Genomic DNA, 18,641 nt, shown 5'->3' with positions numbered 1-18,641 from the left:
CTTGGCCACGGCGTCGCGCTTGATCTCCACGACGATTCGCAAGCCCACCCGGTCGCTGGACTGGTCCTCGATGTTGGAGATGCCGGTCATCTTGCCCTCGCGCACCTGGTCGGCGATCGAGGTGATGAAGTTGTCGTGGTTGACCTGATACGGCAGTTCGGTGATGACGATCGAGGTGCGGCCCCGGGAGTCTTCCTCGATCGACACCACGCCACGCATCCGGACCGATCCGCGGCCGGTGGTGTAGGCGTCGTTGATGCCGTGGGTGCCGACGATCAAACCGTGGGTGGGGAAGTCGGGTCCTTTGACCCGTTCCATGCAGGCGGCCAACGTCGCCTCTTCGTCGGCCTCGTAGTTCTCCAGGCACCAGTAGACGGCTTCGGCCAGTTCGCGCAGGTTGTGCGGCGGGATGTTGGTGGCCATGCCGACCGCGATACCGCCGGAGCCGTTGGCCAGCAGGTTCGGGAACCGGCTCGGCAGAACCGTCGGCTCCTGGACCCGGCCGTCGTAGTTGGGAATGAAATCGACTGTCTCCTCATCGATTTCACGCAGCATGTCCATGGCCAGCGGGGTCAGGCGGGCTTCGGTGTAGCGCATCGCGGCCGGCGGGTCGTTACCCGGCGAGCCGAAGTTGCCCTGCCCGTCGACCAGCGGGTAGCGCAGCGACCACGGCTGGGCCATGCGGACCAGGGTGTCGTAGATCGAGGCGTCGCCGTGCGGGTGGTAGTTGCCCATGGTCTCGGCCACCGACCGCGCCGACTTGGCGTGGCTGCGGTCCGGACGGAAGCCCGAGTCGTACATCGCATACAGCACGCGGCGGTGCACCGGCTTGAGGCCGTCGCGAACCTCGGGCAGCGCACGCCCGACGATCACGCTCATCGCATAGTCGATGTAGCTGTTCTGCATCTCCAGCTGGATGTCGACTGGTTCGATCCGGTCGCGGGCGGTGCCGTCGGGGGGCATGGTGGTGTCGGTCATGAGGTCCTCTGGGTACGGGCCGTCTGGCGCCGGGCTTTAAACGTCAAGGAAGCGAACGTCTTTGGCGTTGCGGGTGATGAAGCTGCGGCGGGCTTCGACATCGTCGCCCATCAGCACGGAGAACAATTCGTCGGCCGCGGCCGCGTCGTCGAGGGTGATCTGGCGCAGCACCCGGACGGCGGGATCCATGGTGGTCTCCCACAGTTCCTTGGCATCCATCTCGCCCAGACCCTTGTAGCGCTGGATGCCGTCGTCCTTGTTGATCTTCCTGCCGTTGGCCAGGCCGTGTTCGAGCAGTGCGTCGCGTTCGCGGTCGGAGTAAGCGAATTCCGGTTCGATGCGTTGCCATTTCAGCTTGTACAGCGGCGGCTGGGCGAGGTACACGTGGCCGTGCTCGATCAGCGGCTTCATGAACCGGAACAACAGGGTCAGCAGCAGCGTGGAGATGTGCTGGCCGTCGATGTCGGCGTCGGCCATCAGAACGATCTTGTGATAGCGCAGCTTTGACAGATCGAACTCATCGTGGATGCCGGTGCCCAGGGCGGTGATGATGGCCTGGACTTCGGTGTTCTTCAGCACCCGGTCGATGCGCGCCTTCTCGACGTTGATGATCTTGCCGCGCAGCGGCAGGATCGCCTGAAACATCGAGTCGCGGCCGCTCTTGGCCGAGCCGCCGGCCGAATCACCCTCCACCACATACAGTTCCGAGGCCTTGGGATCGGTGGAGCGGCAGTCAGCCAGCTTGCCCGGCAGACCGCCGATGTCGGTGGCGCTCTTGCGGCGCACCAGCTCGCGTGCCTTGCGGGCGGCTAGCCGGGCCTGCGCCGACGAAACCGCCTTGTTCACAACGATTTTGGCATCAGCGGGGTTGGCCTCGAACCAGTGGTTCAGTTGTTCGTTGCAGATCTTCTGCACGAACGACTTGACCTCGGTGTTGCCCAGCTTGGTCTTAGTCTGGCCCTCGAACTGGGGCTGTGCCACCTTCACCGAGATCACCGCGGCCAGGCCCTCGCGGATGTCGTCGCCGGTGAGGTTGGCGTCTTTCTCCTTGAGCAGCTTCTTGTCCTTGGCGTACTTGTTGACCACGGTGGTCAGGGCGGCGCGGAAACCCTCTTCGTGTGTGCCGCCCTCGTGGGTGTTGATGGTGTTGGCGAAGGTGTGCACCGACTCCGAGTAGCCGGCGTTCCACTGCATGGCCACCTCGACCTCGTGGCCCACGCCCTTGCCGCTGAAGTCCACCACGCTGCTGTGAATCGGCTGCTTGGTGCGATTGATGTGCTTGACGAAATCCATCAGTCCACCGGGATAGTGGAAGGTGCGGTGCATGACCTTCTTGGCCGGCGTGGATTTCTCGGCGGCCATCTCGTCGGCCGACTTCGGTGCTTCGGCGGTGTCGCTGACCACCTCGTCGACGACTTCCTCGGGCGTCACTCGTTCGTCAGTGAGGTTGATGGTGAGACCCTTGTTGAGGAAGGCCATTTCCCGCAGGCGTTGCTCGACGGTGTCGAAGTCGTAGTTGGTGGTCTCGAAGATGTTCGGGTCGGCCCAGAACCGGATCGTCGTGCCGTTCTTCTTGGTCTTCTCGCCCTGCTTGATGCTGCCCGGCACGGAGTTGTCGTAGGTCTGGAACCACTCGTAACCGTCGCGGCAGATGTCGGCCTCCAGACGGGTCGACAATGCGTTGACCACCGAGACGCCGACGCCGTGCAGACCGCCGGACACCTGGTAGGCGCCCTCCTCGAACTTGCCGCCGGCGTGCAGCACGGTCATGACCACGTCGACCGTCGGAACCCCGGACTCGTGCATGGCCACCGGGATGCCGCGGCCGTTGTCGGTCACCTCCACACCGCCGTCGTCGAGCAGACGAACGTCGACCTGGGTGGCGAAGCCGGCCATGGCCTCGTCGACGGCGTTGTCGACCACCTCCCAGATCAGGTGGTGCAGTCCGCGGCGCCCGGTGGAACCGATGTACATGCCGGGACGTTTGCGGACCGCCTCGAGCCCCTCGAGAATCTTGATCGAATCGGCACCGTATTCGTCTTCTTGTTTCTTCTTCGGGGCAGCCACGGTCGGACGGGTCTCCTCGGGATTGAAAGCCAGCGGCAAAGCAGCCGCGCGCGGACGTCTCGGGAAAGTCTACCGGGAATGTGGGACAGCACCGATTCTCCGGCAGCGTTTCTGCACAGCTATTTGCGCCGTGCGCGCGAGATTGCGGATAAATGTGTCAGGCGACGGCTGACACGCCCGTCTGCGTGATCGTGGTGGCGCTGAGGCCGCTGTGATAGTGGGCGGTCAGCCGTAGGTGTCCCGGGGGCCGCGCCCCCGGATGTGCCGCGGCCCCTTGCGCCACGACGGGGCGGTGGGCCCGGTGATTTTCAGCGACGTCACCACACCGTCGCCGACGGCGGCGGCGATCTTCGCCAACAGCTGTGCTTGCACCATCCGCAGCTGCGTCGCCCACGCGGTGGACTCGGCGCTGACGCTGAGCACGCCGTCGCGCAGCGCGGTGGGCACCGCGTGTTCGGCGATGTCGGCACCGACCACCTCGGGCCACTGTCCGAATACCGCGCCTTCGGCGACTCGCGGCGACCAGCCGCGGGTGTTCGCCAGGTCGCGGGCAACCCGGCCCAGCGGCTGGGGGTCGCGGGCGTCGGGCCCCGGTCCCGACCAGCGGCGCCGGGCACGGTTGCCGGCACCGCGGGCAACCGGCGGGGTGCGACGACCTTGTCCCACCTCTTTGCCCTGGCCACGGGCAGCCGCGCGAGCCTCCTCAAGGGCCCGGCGCACCAGGTCCATTCCGGCCAGCCCGGCCAGATGTTCGGGCGGGCCTGCAGCCTTGTCGGCGGCCTCGTCGGGATCCTCGCCGGTCACCGGTTCACCAACGTCACGGCGTCACCAACGCCGACGCTCGCCCGGTCTCGTCCTCGCTCATGACCACCCCGATCCGGGTCGCGTCCCAGTCCTGGGGAATGTCCTCGCCGACGGCGGCGGTCACCAGGACCTGTTCGGCACCGGCTGCCACCGATGCCAGAGCCCGGCGCCGCGCGTTGTCCAACTCGGCGAAGACATCGTCGAGCAGCAGCACCGGTTCGCTGCCCTCGCCACGCAGGAGCTCGTACGCGGCCAGCCGCAGGGACAGCGCGAACGACCATGACTCACCGTGGCTGGCAAACCCCTTCGCTGGCTGCTGGCCCAGACGTAGCTCCAGGTCGTCGCGGTGCGGACCGACCAGACACATACCCCGATCCAACTCGGTCTCGCGGCGGCGGGCCAGTGCCACCAGTAGTTCGCCTTCCAGATCGGCCACCTCGGTAGCACCGGAATCGGCGTCGATGCTGTTGCGGTACCCGATCGCGGCGGGACGCGACGATGGTGCCAGCAGTTGGTAGGCCTTCTCGACTTCCGGGCCCAACTCGTTGACCAGCGTCATCCGGGCGGCCATGAGCTGCGCGCCGTGGGCGGCGAGGTGCCCGTCCCAGCTGTCGAGGGTGTCCAGGACGCCGCGGTCGGCGCGGCCGCGGAACCCGCCCGCGGACTTCAACAGCGCGGTGCGTTGCCGCAGCACCTTGTCGTAGTCGGCGCGTACCCCCGCCAGGGCCGGCCGCCGGAGGGTGGCCAGCTCATCGAGGTAGCGGCGACGCTCACCCGGGTCGCCGCGTACCAACGCCAAGTCCTCGGGGGAGAACAGCACCGCCCGCACCGCGCCGAGGATTTCGCGGGTACTGCGCACCGGTGAGCGGTTCAGCCGCGCTTTGTTGGCGCGGCCCGCCGCGATCTCGACGTCGACGGCCAGCTCACGCCCGTCATTGACGACGATCGCCGACACCACCGCCCGCTCCGCCCCGGCACGGATCAACGGCGCGTCGGTGGCCACCCGGTGCGAACCCAACGTTGCGCAATACCACAGTGCCTCAAGCAGATTGGTCTTGCCGTATCCGTTCGATCCGACGAATACCGTCCGTCCGGGAGCCAGGTCCACATCGACGTGGGACCAGGACCGGAAGTCGCGCAGCGTCAGATGACGGACGTACATCGGAATGGCGAAAAGGCTAGCCGGACAGCGGAACCCGCTGGACTGCGTGTCCGCCGAACTGGTTACGCAGAGCGGAGACGGCTTTCATCGTCGGCGACTGGTCCTGGCGCGAGGCGAATCGGGCGAACAGCGACGCCGCGATCACCGGTGTGGGCACCCGATGATGGATGGCCTCCTCGACCGTCCAACGGCCTTCGCCGGAATCCTCGGTGTAATCCGAGATCGCGGCGAGCCCGGGATCTTCCTTGAGTGCCTTGGCCAGCAACTGCTGCAACCAGGACCGCACCACGGTGCCGTTGGTCCAGGCCTGGATCACCGCTTGCGGGTCGGTGATCAGCTCTTCGGCGGTGAGCAGCTCATACCCTTCGGCATAGGCGTGCATCAGGCCGTATTCGATGCCGTTGTGCACCATCTTCGCGTAATGACCGGCTCCGACCGGCCCGGCATGGACGAACCCGTCGGCGGCCTCACCGGCCGGGCGCAGCGCGTCGAAAATCGGCATCACCCGGGCGATGTTCTCGTCGCTACCACCGACCATCAGGCCGTAACCCTCGGTCAGGCCCCAGATACCGCCAGAGACACCCGCGTCGACGAAACCGATTCCGCGCTCGGCCAGCAGCTCGGCGTGTGGTCCGTCCTCGGTGTAGCGCGAGTTGCCACCGTCGACAACCAAGTCACCCGGGTCGAGTACCTCAGCCAGCGACACCACGGTCTCGTGGGTGATCGGTCCCGACGGCACCATCACCCAGACCACCCGCGGCGCATCCAAAGCCTCAGCCAGCGCGGCCATCGTGGGAACGTCGGACACCTCCGGTCGGGGGTCGTACCCGATCACCTCGTGCCCGCCATCGCGCATGCGCTGGCGCATGTTGAAGCCCATCTTGCCCAGACCGACCAGACCAAGTTGCATGGGATTCCTTCTCTCGGTGGGGCTTGTGTGGGTGGATCAGCCGGGAAGGCGAACCGGCATCAGAAGGTAGACGTAATCGGTCTCCTCCGCGGGGAACGGCCCGGCACCGCTGGGAGCACCATCAGCGCCGGCAGGCCGCAGCACCGCAGGCTTGCTCGGGGTGGTAAACCCGAACGTCACCCGATCCGAATGCAGTGACCCCAGACCATCGGTCAGGTAGGTGGGGTTGAACGCGATGGTCAGCGGTTCGCCGGCGAAGTCGACCTCAAGATCCTCTTCGGCCAGGCCCACCCCGTCAGCACCGGCGGACAAGCGCAACGAATCGGGGCTGAATTCCATCCGAACCTGTGCACCGCGGTCCGCCACCAACGCCACGCGCTTGATCGCCTCGGTCAGTTCGGCCACACCGATCGTCGCCACCGCGGTGTGCTCGGCCGGCAAGAGCTGCCGGTACTTCGGGAATTCGGTGTCCAGCAGCCGGGTGGTGCTGCGGCGGCCGCCACTGCGGATACCCAGCAGGCGTTCCTCACCCACTGACGCCCCGGCGCCCAACGCCAGGTGCACGTCGCTGCCGGAGGCCACCGACTTGGCCCCCTCAGCGAGGGTTTTGGCCGGCACCAGCACAGCGGCGTCAATATCCGGCGTCGCCGTCGACCAGGTGAGTTCACGAACCGCGAGCCGGAATCTGTCGGTGGCGGCCAGCACCACTTTCTCACCGGAAATCTCCACCCGGATGCCGGTCAGCATCGGCAGGGTGTCATCCCGGCCGGCGGCGACAGCCACCTGGCCGACTGCCTCGGTGAACAGGTCGGCGGCCACCACCCCGGTCTCTTCGGGCAGCGACGGCAGTGCCGGGTAATCCTCCACCGGCATCGCCGGAAGCGAGAATTTCGCGCTTCCGCAGTTCAGCAGCATCCGCGAACCATCGACGCTGACCTCGACAGGTTTGGCAGGCAACGCCCGGGTGATGTCGGAAAGCAGCCGACCGGACACCAAAACTGTTCCAGCGGAGGCGATTTCGGCCGGAACCTGTACTTCGGCGGAAACGTCGAAGTCGAAACCGGCGATGGTCAGCCCGTTATCGGTACCGGTGAGGAGCACGCCGGCGAGGACGGGATTCGACGGGGGCCTGGTCGGCAGGCTGCGGGCGACCCAGGCCACGGCATCGGCGAAGTCCTCGCGCAGCAGGCGAAACTTCAAGTCGGAGCCAACAGTCGTGGTCCCCACGGTCATCGTGTCCCTTCATCAACGCTAACGGCAGCCGAGAACGCCGGAACACCAACCGTAGAGCGTCGGCCGTGATCTTGAAAGTTATTCGGCGGGGCGGCACGGCGGCTGTCAAGCCGGTTCGCTCGGCCGGTGATCCGACTCTCCCCAACAGCGTTCTTCTGGAAGAAAAACTTTGAATAGATACAAGCAACAGTAATAGGTCCTGTGCAGGTTGGGGATGGACCGCCGTCCATGCAGTTCGACACCATCAAGCGGGGTGTGGACTGCCTGTGGACGACACTCCGAGCGGGCCGCGGTGACTGTGGACGGCCGGGTGTTGCGCACGATCTCTCAAGGAAGGCTCGAGGTTTTCCCCAGATTTGTGCACATGCTGTTCACAACCTTTGGCTGTGACTGCTGTTACTGGAGGTAGGAAAGTTTTTTGGGGTCGATCAGCGCTTGGAGCGCTGGCGGATCCGGGTGGTGAGTTCCTTGACGTGATCGAAGACCTCGCGGCGGTAGGCCATTTCGCCAAGGATCTTCTTCTGCGCGTACATCACCGTGGTGTGGTCGCGGCCGAACGCCTGGCCGATCTTGGGCAGTGACAGGTCGGTGAGCTCCCGGCAGAGGTACATCGCGATCTGGCGGGACTGCGCCAGTGCCCGTGTCTTACCCGGTCCTCGCAGTTCCTCGACGGTGGTGTCGAAGTACTCGGCAGTGGCGGCCATGATCATCGCGGCACTGATCTGGGTGGTTCCGGCGTCGGCGATCAAGTCACGCAACACGATCTCGGCCAGGGCGGTATCGATCGGCGTCTTGTTCAGTGACGCAAAAGCCGTGACACGGATCAGCGCACCCTCGAGTTCGCGGATGTTGCGCTCGATGCTGCTGGCGATGAGCTCGAGCACGTCGTCGGGCACCGCAAGCCGATCCATCTGCGCTTTCTTGCGCAGAATCGCGATGCGGGTCTCCAGCTCGGGAGGCTGCACATCGGTGATCAGTCCCCACTCGAAGCGCGTGCGCAGCCGGTCTTCCAAGGTGGCCAATTGCTTCGGGGGCCGGTCGGAGGAGATGACGATCTGCTTGTTGGCGTTGTGCAGGGTGTTGAAGGTATGGAAGAACTCCTCCTGAATACCTTCTTTGCCCTCGATGAACTGGATGTCATCGACGAGCAGGATGTCGATGTCGCGGTAACTGCGCTTGAAGGCGACCTTGCGGTCGTCGCGCAGCGAGTTGATGAAGTCGTTGGTGAATTCCTCGGTGGAAACATATTTGACTCGCATGCCCGGGAACAGCCGCTGGGCGTAATTACCGGCGGCATGCAGGAGGTGCGTCTTGCCCAGACCGGACTCACCCCAGATGAACAGCGGGTTGTAGGCGCGGGCCGGCGCCTCCGCGATCGCCAGTGCCGCCGCGTGGGCGAAGCGATTTGAGGCTCCGATGATGAACGTCTCGAAGGTGTAGCGCCGATTGAGGCTCGCACCCGACGGTTCCTCCGGGGGAGTGTTACGCGGGCGCTCCATGAAATAGCTAGGCCAGTTGTCGTGCGCAGTGTCGTGCGGATGACGGTCGCCGTCGATGTCTTCCAGATCGGAGTCGCTGAGTGGGATGTCGTGGTCCAGCGAGTCGTCGGGGTGATGGTCATCGGCGGACTCGATCCGCACGCCCAGTTCGACGCGCTGGCCCAGGCGCCGGCTGAGCGACTCGACGATCGGGATCCGGAGGTGACGCTCGATTTCGTTCTGTACGAAGGGACTTGGCACAGACAACAGTGCGAAACCCTCGGCGATGGTCAAGGGACGTACCAGCTTGAGCCACGCTCGCTGCTGCGGTGTGAGAGAAGTGCCGTGGTCTGACCAGTCGCTGTCGCCGTTCAGCTCAGCGACCACCGCACTCCATACCGACGCGAAGTCGGAACCGGGACCATCGGTCACCGACTGACCCCCCTGGTTCGGATCGGGCTACGGAGCGAGCGGGAACGTGGGTCGAATCTCTCCACATCCTTTATCCACAGATGTGTATAGATTCGTGCGTTCCTCGGGTTCGCAGCGTTCGTGCAGTACTGGCGTTGCTCAGCGAAGTCGGCGGCACTGTCGTGAGCCCTATCGCTCTGGCAGAAGCTAACAGGTTTCGGGCCGGGTGCCAACCGGGTCTGGCAATTTATGCACAGCTTCGGGGAAGCCGTCATCAGTGCGGTTTGACCTGCGCAAGCGACCTCAGTACCCTCTTCAGAGTCGTCGAACTACCGGCGGCACGGCTGCGACCGGATATTGGGACCGCGCCGGTTCGAGCGGGACTTAGCAACGGGCGTAACGGCCGGTGATCACTCACGATCATCGGCGGTGAGCGCCAGATGTAACGAGGAGAGACAGCCGTGGCCAAGGGAAAGCGCACCTTTCAGCCGAACAACCGGCGCCGGGCCAGGGTTCACGGCTTCCGTCTGCGGATGCGGACCCGTGCCGGCCGGGCGATCGTCTCCGGGCGGCGCCGCAAGGGCCGTCGCGAACTGACTGCCTGACCTACGGGTCGGAGAGTGCTCTCGGCGCGGAACCGGATGACCCGGTCTGCGGAGTTCAGTCACACCGTCAAACACGGGGTGCGATCTGCGCAGCCGACTCTTGTCGTGCATGCGGCACGATGCGCAGATGCGACCTCTCCACATATCGGCTTCATCGTGTCGAAGTCGGTGGGGGGCGCTGTCGACCGCCATCGGGTGAGCCGGCGGCTGCGGCACGTCGTGCGCGAGATTGCCGGCGAACTCACGCCGGGGGACCGGATTGTGGTGCGGGCGCTGCCCGGCAGCCGGGACGCCGCATCGGTTCAGTTGCGCCAGCAGGTCGAAGCCGGGCTGCGTCGGGCACACCGGTTGATGGAGAGGGAACGCTGATGCCCGGCTCCGCGTCCGGCCGGCTGGTGCGCATGGTCGTTGCCCTCATCCAGGGGTACCGGCATATGGTTTCCCCGTTGCGGTTGCCGTCGTGCCGGTTCATGCCGACCTGCAGTCAGTACGCCGTGGACGCGCTCATCGAGTACGGCTTGTGGCGGGGAACCTGGCTGAGCGTCGTCCGATTGGTCAAGTGCGGTCCATGGCACCGCGGCGGATGGGATCCGATTCCAGAACGGTGTTCTGCGGCCGGCAACGGCCCGGAGATCAGGAGTGCACATGTTTAACTGGTTCAGCCTCGACTACGTGTACTACCCGGTGTCGGGGATCATGTGGCTCTGGTACAAGCTGTTCGGCGCGCTGCTGGGACCCAGCAGCTTCTTCACTTGGGCGCTGTCGGTGATGTTCCTGGTCTTCACCCTGCGCGCCGTGCTGTACCGGCCGTTCGTCAAGCAGATCCGGACCACCCGCAAAATGCAGGAGTTGCAGCCGCAGATCAAGGCGCTGCAGAAGAAGTACGGCAAGGACCGCCCGCGGATGGCGCTGGAGATCCAGAAGCTGCAGAAGGAACACGACTTCAACCCGATCCTCGGGTGCTTGCCGATGCTGGCCCAGGTGCCGGTCTTCATCGGTCTTTATCACGTGCTGATGTCCTTCAACCGCACGCAGTCCGGATTCGGCCGCCTGGGTCTGTCGGTGGAGGAGAACCGCCGACTGCCCAACTATTTCTTTAGCGCCACCGACGTCGGCCACTTCCTGGAGGCCAACCTGTTCCGCGCCCCGATCGGCGCGTCGATCACCCAGCAGCACGGCATCGAGGCGTTTACGGAGTTCAGCCGACCGGCTGTCGCGGCGGTCTCGATTCCGCTGATGATCCTCGCCGGTATTGCGACCTACTTCAACAGCCGGGCATCGGTCGCTCGTCAGAGTCCGGAAGCCGCAGCCAACCCGCAGACCGCCATGATGAACAAGCTGGCGCTGTATGTGTTCCCGCTCGGCGTGATCATCGGCGGTCCGTTCCTGCCGATCGCGATCATCATTTACTGGGTATCCAACAACATCTGGACCTTCGGCCAGCAGCACCTGGTCTTCGGGAAGATCGAACGCGAAGAAGAGCAGCAGAAGCAGGAAGCGCTGGCTCGTCGTGCCGCAAACGCGCCGGCTCCGGGTGCCAAGCCGATCAAGAACCGGAAGGGGTCCGGGGCCACTGTTGCGGCGGCCGCGGCGGCGGACACGACGGATGCCGGTGAGGACTCGGTCGACGGGGAGGCGACAGCGGTCGACGGGGAGGCGACAGCGGACGCTGCGGGGGTAGCGGATTCGAAACCGGCCGGCGCGGGTGGGGCGGCCAGCCGGGCACCTCGCCCCGGTGCGCGCCCGGCCGGCCGGCCCAAGAAACGCAAACGCTGAGACGCTGAGACGCTGAGACAAGGGAGTAGCCATGACTGACACCGAGGCCCAGGCCGTCGAGGAGACCGAGAGCACCGCCGCCGAGCCCGCTGCCGAGCCCGCTGCCGAGCCTGTAGCACGGGGCCGCAAATCCGAGGACCTGGAAGATCGCTTGGTCGCCGAGGGCGAGATCGCCGGCGACTATCTTGAGGAACTGCTGGACCTGTTGGACTTCGACGGCGATATCGATCTGGACGTCGAGGGTGACCGCGCGATCGTGAGCATCGACGGCGGCAGCGATCTGAGCAAGCTGGTCGGCCGGCGCGGAGAGGTTCTCGACGCACTGCAGGAGCTGACCCGGCTCGCCGTTCTGCAGAAGACGGGGGAGCGGAGCCGGCTGATGCTGGACGTCGCCGGCTGGCGCCGCCGGCGCCGAGACGAGCTGTCCGGACTGGGCGAGAAGGTGGCTCGCCGGGTTCTGGAGTCTGGCCAGCGCGAGGAGCTGGCACCCATGACGCCGTTCGAGCGCAAGATCGTGCACGACGCGGTCGCCGGTGTGGACGGTGTCCGCAGCGAGAGCGAGGGCGTCGAGCCGTCCCGCCGCGTCGTCGTCCTGAAGGACTGAAGTTACAACCGTGTAGTTCGGCGTTGGCGAGAGGATGTTTCACGTGAAACACGACGCCGCGCCCGAAGCGCCCGCCGCCGCGGCACAGGTCTTCGGCGACCGGTTGGACATCGCCCGTCGCTATGCGGAGCTGCTGGCTGGCGCCGGCGTGGAGCGGGGTCTGATCGGTCCGCGCGAGGTGGACCGGATTTGGGACCGCCATATCCTCAACAGCGCCGCCATCGGTGAACTCATTGCGGCGGACGCCAAAGTGGTTGATATCGGTAGCGGGGCCGGGCTACCGGGCATTCCGTTGGCCATCGCGCGGCCGGATCTGACGGTGACGCTCGTCGAGCCGATGTTGCGCCGCACCGAGTTCCTGATCGAGACCGTCGAGGCGCTGGGCCTCCCCGTCACCGTGGTCCGCGGTCGCGCCGAGGACCCGCCGGTCCGGGATGGACTGGACGAGGCTGATGCGGTGGTGTCCCGGGCAGTAGCGGACCTGGTGAAGCTGACGCGCTGGAGCCTCCCGTTGCTGCGGCAGGGAGGCCGGATGATGGCCCTGAAGGGCGAGCGCGCGGAGGCCGAGGTCGCCGAGCGCGGCGCCACGATGGCTCGGTTAGGTGCCGCCGAGGTTCTAGTGGTGAGATGTGGTGCGAGCTATCTGGAACCGCCGACCACCGTTGTGGTGGCGGTCCGGAGGGCAGCCCGGCGGGCGAAGCCGTCCGCGTCGCGACGTCGCCGCGCGCCCGAGAGGAGAAACAAATGACCGAGACGCCATACGGGGAAGGCCCTGTTTCACGTGAAACATGGGCGGCCGACACCCCCATCGGCGCAGCGGCCGAGCGGGCGATGAAGGTGCTGCACACGGCCACCGGTCAATTGCCGCGACCGGCGCGCCGACGCGTATTCACCGTCGCCAATCAGAAGGGCGGCGTCGGAAAGACCACCACCGCGGTGAACATGGCGGCGGCTCTGGCGGTGCAGGGACTCAAGACGCTGGTGATCGATCTCGATCCACAGGGCAATGCCAGCACTGCCTTGGGCATCACCGATCGGCATGCCGGAACACCGTCCTCCTATGAGGTCCTGCTCGGCGAGATCCCGGTCCATGAGGCGATCCGGCAGAGCCCGCACAGCCCGCGGCTGTTCTGCCTCCCCGCCACCATCGACCTGGCGGGTGCCGAGATCGAACTGGTGAGCATGGTGGCGAGGGAGAACCGTTTGCGCAACGCGTTGGCGGACCTAGAGAGCATGGACTTCGACTACGTCTTCATCGACTGCCCGCCCTCGCTGGGCCTGCTGACGCTCAACGCTCTCGTGGCCGCTCCCGAGGTGCTGATCCCGATCCAGTGCGAGTACTACGCGCTGGAGGGCGTCTCCCAGTTGATGAAGAACATCGGTATGGTCAAAGCCCATCTCAACCCCGTGCTGGACGTCAGCACTGTGGTGTTGACCATGCACGACGGCCGGACCAAGCTTGCCGACCAGGTGGCTACGGAGGTGCGCCGGTTCTTCGGAGACAAGGTGCTGAAGACGGTGATCCCGCGCAGCGTTAAGGTGTCGGAGGCGCCCGGCTACAGCATGACGATCATCGATTACGACCCCGGCTCCCGGGGGGCCATGAGCTACCTCGACGCCAGCCGCGAACTTGCCCAGCGGCCCTGAGTAACTGGAGACCCCATGTCGCAGTCATCCAAGCGCAAGGGCGGCCTCGGCCGTGGCCTGGCTTCATTGATTCCCACCGGGCCCGCGGACGGTGGTCACCGCCTCGGTAGCGCCGCAGCCGACGTGGTGATAGGCGGTGTCGCCGGCGGCGGTGGCAGCACCGGCTCCGTCACCGACACCATGGTGAATATCGGCGCGGTCTACCGGGAGATCCCGCCGTCGGAGATCGAGCCCAACCCGCGCCAGCCGCGACAGGTCTTCGACGAGGAGGCGCTCGCCGAACTTGTCCACTCCATCCGCGAGTTCGGTTTGATGCAGCCGATCGTGGTCCGCGACGTCGCCGGCTCGGGGTCCGCCGGGCCGCGGTACCAACTGGTGATGGGGGAGCGGCGGTGGCGCGCCGCCCAGCAGGCGGGGTTGACCGCGATTCCCGCAATCGTGCGGGACACCACTGACGACGATCTGCTCCGCGACGCACTGCTGGAGAACATCCACCGGGCACAGCTGAACCCGTTGGAAGAGGCGGCCGCCTATCAGCAGTTGCTCGACGAGTTCTCGGTTACCCACGAGGAACTCGCCAGCCGCATCGGGCGCTCTCGTCCCGTCATCAGCAACATGATCCGGCTGCTGCGGTTGCCGATTCCGGTGCAGCGCCGAGTGGCCGCGGGCGTCCTGTCGGCCGGCCATGCTCGGGCACTGCTGGCGTTGGAGGCCGGTGCGGAAGCCCAGGAGGAGCTGGCGGCCCGTATCGTCGCCGAGGGTTTGTCGGTCCGGGCTACCGAGGAAGCCGTCACCCTGGCCAACCGTGCCGGCGACAAGCCGGCCGCCCCCAAGCGGCGCAAGCCGATCCACATGCCGGGCCTGCAGGACGTCGCCGAGAGTCTGTCGAGTACCTACGACACCCGGGTGACGGTCAGCCTCGGCAAGCGCAAAGGCAAGATCGTCGTCGAGTTCGGCTCGGTGGACGATCTTCAGCGAATTGTCGGCCTGATGAACTCCACCAAGGCGAAATAGCTCCTACCAGCCACACGGGGGCGTTACGTCACAGTGACACAAGGGTGGCCCACCGGGCGTTTCGCGGCGCCGCTGACCGGAAACATCAAGGAGCGCAACAGCTTTCGCTCAACCCGTCCGTCGGAGCGTCGGTAAACCGCAATAGTGGCCCGGGATCGCCCGCCTCTCCTATCCTGAAACTGCCGGGCGCTCCGCACGGCGCGCACTGAACCGGGAGACTGGGTGTCCGTTCACATCAGGCCGCTGAGGCTCGAGGGATTCGAGCAGCTGCCCAAGCACGCGCGCCGCTGTGTGTTCTGGGAAGTCGACCCGCAGACCGTCGACGGCGAGGACCATCTCGCCGACCCGGAGTTCGAGAAAGAGGCATGGCTGTCCATGGTCATGTTGGAGTGGGGGTCCTGCGGACAGGTCGCCGTCGCTCCCACCGACGACGCCACCGACGACGAGCCCTGCCTCGGGTACATCCTCTATGCGCCGCCCCGCGCGGTTCCGCGTGCCCAACGGTTTCCGACCGGGCCGGTCGGCGCCGACGCGGTGCTGCTCACCTCGATGGGGGTGGAGCCCGGACAGCCGGACACCCTCAACACCGATCTGATCGCCCAGGTGGTCGGCGAGCTGATGCGCCGCGGTGTGCGAGCCCTGGAAGCGTTCGGCCGCACCGCCGAGGCAGCTGAGCTCCATGACATGCCTGCCCCCGATCCGGAGCTGGCCCACGCCGTCCAGGCGCTGGGGGACTGTGCGTTCGATCAGTGCATGATCGACGCCGACTTCCTGCTCGACGCCGGATTCACCGTCGTCGCCCCGCATCGCTACTTCCCCCGGCTCCGACTGGAGCTCGACAAGGGTCTGGGCTGGAAGGCGGAGGTCGAAGCGGCCCTGGAGCGGCTGCTGAAGAGCGCGGAACTCCAGCAGATCGGGGAGCGCGCGCTGACGGGTTAGACCGCTGGGCGGCCGTGTTCGGCGGACTGCTCGTGGGCCAGCAGTTCGGCGAAGGTGAACGTTCCGGTGGGCCGGTCGTTCTTGCCCAGCAGGTACAGGCGCTTCACCGCGGCCAGAATGCCCTCGGCGATGGCGTCGCGTGTCTCGCGTGCCGCGAGCTTAGTGCGGTCGTGTGGGCTGGTGATATAGCCGACGTCGACCTGCACGGTGGGCATCCGGGTCAGGCGCAGCAGATCCCACGTCCGGCCGTGTGTGCGGCAGTCGCGTAAACCGGTGCGCGCCACCACTTCTCGCTGAATAAAGTCGGCCAGGTTGCGCCCGATCGTGGACACTGATCCGTGCGGGCTGCCGAAGAAGAACGAGGCAACGCCGCTGGCCGCGGGGCTGGCCTGGCGTTCGAACCGCAAGCTGATCATCAGGTCGGCGCCGACGGTGTTGGCGGTGGCCGCCCGTTCGGCGTCGGCCGGACTGTGGTTGACCGGCCGGGACAAGAACGTCTCCATGCCGATCGCGGTCATCCGGCCTTCCAGCCGGCTGCCCAGATCCCAGAGGATGTCGGCTTCGCTGATCGGCCCCCCCGGGCCGTCGATGATGAGCCCGTGATCGCTGCCGCCGCGGCCCGGATCGATGATGATCCGCTTACCCGACAGACGGGGTCCGGAACGGCGGACGTGCTCCTCCTCGCGGATCGCGTGCAGCGAACCGCCGGTGACTCGGGATCCCAGAAAGTACAAGGAGCGCAACGTTTCCGGCCCGCAGATGCCGTCCGGCGCCAACCCGTACTCACGCTGATAGGACATCAGGGCGTTATGGGTCTGCAGCCCGAAGTAGCCGTCCACCAAGGCGGTGTAGAAACCCAGGTCCTGCAGCCGGGCCTGCAGCGTGGCGACGTCGTCGCCGTACATCGGCGCACCGAACTGGTGGGCCAGCGTGCGGGCGCCCAGCCGGTAGGACGCCTCGCGCAGCGCACGGTAGGTCGCCTCGCCCACGATCCCGTCGACCAGCAGGCCGCGTCGTTGCTGAAACGCACGCACCGCGTGGTCGAGTTCGCCGTCGAAGACGTCCAGCGCCACCTGTTTGCCGGTGGTCAGGTCATCGTCGGGACTGGCGAGTAGGCCCAGCGCTGCAAGGCTGGCGCGGATTTCGACCACGGCGGCGCCGCGGTCCCCGCGGCGCAGGACGTCGGCAGAGGGGGAATGTCCCCAGTGGGAACCCTCGCCGGGACCGTTGCCGGGACTGGACATGACAGGCATTGTCGCAGAAAAAATAGCCGTTACGAAAACCGCCGGGCGGCTCCAGGCGTAACGAATCGGTCTCTGCGCCGGCCCGGCCGGCCGGTGGCTACAGCTCGCCGTCGAGTTCCCGCAACAGCGCGGCTTTACCCTTGGCTCCGACAATCCGCTTCACCGGCTTGCCGCCTTTGAACAGGATCAACGTGGGAATCGAGACCACCTGGAAGTCGCGGGCGGTCGACGGGTTGGCATCCACGTCCACCTTGGCCACCGTCAGGCTGCCGGCCTTCTCGGTGGCGATCTCCTCCAGGACCGGCGCCACCATGCGGCACGGCCCGCACCATGCGGCCCAGAAGTCGACCAGGACCGGGGTGGGGCTGGCCAGTACGTCGTCGGCGAAGCTGGCGTCGGAAACGGTCACGGTGCTCACGGTTGCGCTCCAATCATCTGGCTGCTGTCGGACTGGCTCGTGTCGGACGCAGTGTCCTGAGCGGCGTCACGGGAATGGGCCAGCCACCGCTCGGCGTCGATCGCGGCGGCGCAGCCGCTTCCCGCCGCGGTGATGGCCTGCCGGTAGGTGTGGTCCACCAGGTCACCGGCGGCGAAAACGCCGGGCAGGTTCGTCGCCGTGCTGCGGCCCTGCACCTGCACGTAGCCCTCGGCGTCGAGGTCGATCGCGCCGCGGATCAGCTCCGAGCGCGGGTCGTGCCCGATCGCGATGAAGACGCCCGTCACCGCCAAGGTGGACTCCTCGCCGGTGATGGTGTTGCGCACCCGCAGCCCCGTCACGGTGGTGTCGCCCTCCACCGCCACCGGTGCGGTGTTGGTCAAGAAGGTGATCTTCTCGTTCGCGCGGGCGCGTTCCAGCATGATCTTGGACGCGCGGAACTCCTCGCGCCGGTGCACCAGGGTGACACTGCGGGCGAACTTGGTGAGGAAGGTCGCCTCCTCCATCGCCGAGTCGCCGCCACCGACTACGGCGATGTCCTGGTCCTTGAAGAAGAAGCCGTCGCAGGTGGCGCAGGAGCTCACCCCGCGGCCGAGCAGTTCCTGCTCACCGGGGATGCCGAGGTAGCGGGGTGCGGCACCCATCGCGAGGATCACCGCACGGGCCAGGTGGGTCTCGCCACCGGCGGTCACCACGTGCTTGACCGGGCCGTCCAGCGACACCGACTCGACATCCTCCATCTGAAGGTCGGCGCCGAAACGCAGCGCCTGCTCGCGCATCTCGTCCATCAGCTCCGGGCCCATGATTCCGGAGCGGAAGCCGGGGAAGTTCTCCACCTCGGTCGTCGTCATCAGTGCCCCGCCGAAGGAGGTTCCTTCGAACACCAGCGGTTTGAGTTCGGCGCGCGCGGCGTAGATGGCCGCGGTGTAGCCCGCCGGCCCGGATCCGATCACGATGACGTCATGCACGGTCTGGTCGGTCATACCGGCCCTTTCTGAACTGATCGAGGACGCGGGAAATACTGCCGTCGGCGTCATACGGTCAACACCAGGTTATGCGCGGCTGTTCCCTGGTGGGCGTCAACGGGTGCTAACCGTCGTGTCGACGGCCGGTGTCACGGTGATCAGGCTGGCGCTGGTGGGGGTGCTCCGCGACGAACTACCCGAGGCCAGCCAGCTCGCGCCGGCCAGCACGGCACCGATCACGGCGAGCACCCCGATGGCGACCGCCGCCATGCGTTGCGGCGGCGGCAGAGGACGATCTGCGTGGACCGGCCGACGGGCCGGCGGCCAGCCGGTGACGGTGTGCCCGTTCGGATTCACCTGACCAGTGT

General features: G+C 66.4%; 20 protein-coding genes. 9 read left to right on the top strand and 11 right to left on the bottom strand.

What is annotated here, in order from left to right:
• From ADBZ6I_RS03425 to dnaA, 7 genes are all read right to left on the bottom strand, one after another.
• On the bottom strand, nt 1-978 hold a 978-nt coding region (locus tag ADBZ6I_RS03425; protein ID WP_526380880.1), incomplete at its 3' end, for a DNA gyrase subunit A.
• Nucleotides 979-1,014: 36 nt separating this feature from the next.
• Complete coding sequence (gyrB, locus tag ADBZ6I_RS03420) at nt 1,015-3,045, bottom strand: DNA topoisomerase (ATP-hydrolyzing) subunit B (protein WP_526380878.1); 2,031 nt, start codon at nt 3,043-3,045, stop codon at nt 1,015-1,017.
• A gap of 225 nt (nt 3,046-3,270) precedes the next feature.
• Nucleotides 3,271-3,849 (bottom strand): DUF721 family protein, encoded by a 579-nt coding sequence (locus ADBZ6I_RS03415; RefSeq protein WP_526380876.1) that lies wholly within the window; start codon nt 3,847-3,849, stop codon nt 3,271-3,273.
• Nucleotides 3,850-3,862: 13 nt separating this feature from the next.
• Nucleotides 3,863-5,011 carry a DNA replication/repair protein RecF gene (gene recF, locus ADBZ6I_RS03410; protein ID WP_526380874.1) on the bottom strand — a complete coding sequence of 383 codons (1,149 nt, stop codon included), beginning with the start codon at nt 5,009-5,011 and terminating at the stop codon, nt 3,863-3,865.
• A gap of 16 nt (nt 5,012-5,027) precedes the next feature.
• Complete coding sequence (gene gnd / locus ADBZ6I_RS03405) at nt 5,028-5,921, bottom strand: phosphogluconate dehydrogenase (NAD(+)-dependent, decarboxylating) (RefSeq protein ID WP_526380872.1); 894 nt, start codon at nt 5,919-5,921, stop codon at nt 5,028-5,030.
• Nucleotides 5,922-5,957: 36 nt separating this feature from the next.
• Nucleotides 5,958-7,148 carry a DNA polymerase III subunit beta gene (dnaN, locus tag ADBZ6I_RS03400; RefSeq protein WP_526380882.1) on the bottom strand — a complete coding sequence of 397 codons (1,191 nt, stop codon included), beginning with the start codon at nt 7,146-7,148 and terminating at the stop codon, nt 5,958-5,960.
• 434 nt (nt 7,149-7,582) lie between these two features.
• Nucleotides 7,583-9,064, bottom strand: a complete 1,482-nt coding sequence (gene dnaA, locus ADBZ6I_RS03395; protein WP_526380870.1) for a chromosomal replication initiator protein DnaA — start codon at nt 9,062-9,064, stop codon at nt 7,583-7,585.
• Between the two features lie 440 nt (nt 9,065-9,504).
• On the opposite strand from dnaA, the gene rpmH reads away from it, so the two are divergent.
• From rpmH to ADBZ6I_RS03350, 9 genes are all read left to right on the top strand, one after another.
• Nucleotides 9,505-9,648: a 50S ribosomal protein L34 gene (rpmH, locus tag ADBZ6I_RS03390; protein ID WP_313674118.1), complete on the top strand. Its 144-nt coding sequence runs from the start codon at nt 9,505-9,507 to the stop codon at nt 9,646-9,648.
• Nucleotides 9,649-9,663: 15 nt separating this feature from the next.
• Entirely contained in the window at nt 9,664-10,017 is a 354-nt protein-coding gene (gene rnpA / locus ADBZ6I_RS03385) for a ribonuclease P protein component (RefSeq protein WP_526380868.1), read from the top strand.
• Nucleotides 10,017-10,301 (top strand): membrane protein insertion efficiency factor YidD, encoded by a 285-nt coding sequence (gene yidD / locus ADBZ6I_RS03380; RefSeq protein ID WP_526380866.1) that lies wholly within the window; start codon nt 10,017-10,019, stop codon nt 10,299-10,301. Before rnpA ends, yidD begins: the two co-directional genes overlap by 1 nt.
• Nucleotides 10,294-11,424, top strand: a complete 1,131-nt coding sequence (gene yidC, locus ADBZ6I_RS03375) for a membrane protein insertase YidC (RefSeq protein WP_526380864.1) — start codon at nt 10,294-10,296, stop codon at nt 11,422-11,424. Before yidD ends, yidC begins: the two co-directional genes overlap by 8 nt.
• 31 nt (nt 11,425-11,455) lie before the next feature.
• A complete protein-coding gene (locus ADBZ6I_RS03370) occupies nt 11,456-12,028 on the top strand; it encodes a Jag family protein (RefSeq protein ID WP_526380862.1) in 573 nt (190 codons plus the stop codon).
• 34 nt (nt 12,029-12,062) lie between these two features.
• The gene (gene rsmG / locus ADBZ6I_RS03365) at nt 12,063-12,776 is read left to right on the top strand and encodes a 16S rRNA (guanine(527)-N(7))-methyltransferase RsmG (RefSeq protein WP_526380860.1); all 714 of its coding nucleotides are present in this window, start codon (nt 12,063-12,065) and stop codon (nt 12,774-12,776) included.
• Entirely contained in the window at nt 12,773-13,675 is a 903-nt protein-coding gene (locus ADBZ6I_RS03360) for a ParA family protein (protein WP_526380858.1), read from the top strand. Before rsmG ends, ADBZ6I_RS03360 begins: the two co-directional genes overlap by 4 nt.
• A gap of 15 nt (nt 13,676-13,690) precedes the next feature.
• A complete protein-coding gene (locus tag ADBZ6I_RS03355) occupies nt 13,691-14,689 on the top strand; it encodes a ParB/RepB/Spo0J family partition protein (protein ID WP_526380856.1) in 999 nt (332 codons plus the stop codon).
• 222 nt (nt 14,690-14,911) lie between these two features.
• Nucleotides 14,912-15,628: an acetyltransferase gene (locus tag ADBZ6I_RS03350; RefSeq protein ID WP_526380854.1), complete on the top strand. Its 717-nt coding sequence runs from the start codon at nt 14,912-14,914 to the stop codon at nt 15,626-15,628.
• Here ADBZ6I_RS03350 and ADBZ6I_RS03345 read toward each other — a convergent pair.
• The 4 genes from ADBZ6I_RS03345 to ADBZ6I_RS03330 form a co-directional block, all read right to left on the bottom strand.
• Nucleotides 15,625-16,872: an N-acetylmuramoyl-L-alanine amidase gene (locus tag ADBZ6I_RS03345; protein WP_526380852.1), complete on the bottom strand. Its 1,248-nt coding sequence runs from the start codon at nt 16,870-16,872 to the stop codon at nt 15,625-15,627. The genes ADBZ6I_RS03350 and ADBZ6I_RS03345 overlap by 4 nt on opposite strands.
• A gap of 97 nt (nt 16,873-16,969) precedes the next feature.
• Nucleotides 16,970-17,290, bottom strand: coding sequence for a thioredoxin (gene trxA, locus ADBZ6I_RS03340; RefSeq protein WP_526380850.1), 321 nt, complete (start codon nt 17,288-17,290; stop codon nt 16,970-16,972).
• Complete coding sequence (trxB, locus tag ADBZ6I_RS03335; protein WP_526380848.1) at nt 17,287-18,291, bottom strand: thioredoxin-disulfide reductase; 1,005 nt, start codon at nt 18,289-18,291, stop codon at nt 17,287-17,289. The genes trxA and trxB overlap by 4 nt, the downstream gene beginning before the upstream one ends.
• Nucleotides 18,292-18,387: 96 nt before the next feature.
• Nucleotides 18,388-18,630, bottom strand: coding sequence for a hypothetical protein (locus ADBZ6I_RS03330; RefSeq protein ID WP_526380846.1), 243 nt, complete (start codon nt 18,628-18,630; stop codon nt 18,388-18,390).
• Nucleotides 18,631-18,641: the final 11 nt, after the last annotated feature.

The organism is Mycobacterium sp. (genome assembly GCF_044342925.1).
In the GTDB taxonomy this organism is placed as follows: Bacteria; Actinomycetota; Actinomycetes; order Mycobacteriales; family Mycobacteriaceae; genus Mycobacterium.
This window is presented reverse-complemented; position numbering and strand designations above follow the sequence as displayed.

What these genes read in the sequence shown, in the direction of transcription:
- recF (WP_526380874.1), bottom strand. Translation starts at nt 5,011, where the DNA reads ATGTACGTCCGTCATCTGACGCTGCGCGACTTCCGGTCCTGGTCCCAC.
- trxB (WP_526380848.1), bottom strand. Translation starts at nt 18,291, where the DNA reads ATGACCGACCAGACCGTGCATGACGTCATCGTGATCGGATCCGGGCCG.
- yidD (WP_526380866.1), top strand. Translation starts at nt 10,017, where the DNA reads ATGCCCGGCTCCGCGTCCGGCCGGCTGGTGCGCATGGTCGTTGCCCTC.
- rsmG (WP_526380860.1), top strand. Translation starts at nt 12,063, where the DNA reads ATGTTTCACGTGAAACACGACGCCGCGCCCGAAGCGCCCGCCGCCGCG.
- ADBZ6I_RS03345 (WP_526380852.1), bottom strand. Translation starts at nt 16,872, where the DNA reads ATGTCCAGTCCCGGCAACGGTCCCGGCGAGGGTTCCCACTGGGGACAT.
- ADBZ6I_RS03360 (WP_526380858.1), top strand. Translation starts at nt 12,773, where the DNA reads ATGACCGAGACGCCATACGGGGAAGGCCCTGTTTCACGTGAAACATGG.
- yidC (WP_526380864.1), top strand. Translation starts at nt 10,294, where the DNA reads ATGTTTAACTGGTTCAGCCTCGACTACGTGTACTACCCGGTGTCGGGG.
- ADBZ6I_RS03370 (WP_526380862.1), top strand. Translation starts at nt 11,456, where the DNA reads ATGACTGACACCGAGGCCCAGGCCGTCGAGGAGACCGAGAGCACCGCC.
- gnd (WP_526380872.1), bottom strand. Translation starts at nt 5,921, where the DNA reads ATGCAACTTGGTCTGGTCGGTCTGGGCAAGATGGGCTTCAACATGCGC.
- ADBZ6I_RS03355 (WP_526380856.1), top strand. Translation starts at nt 13,691, where the DNA reads ATGTCGCAGTCATCCAAGCGCAAGGGCGGCCTCGGCCGTGGCCTGGCT.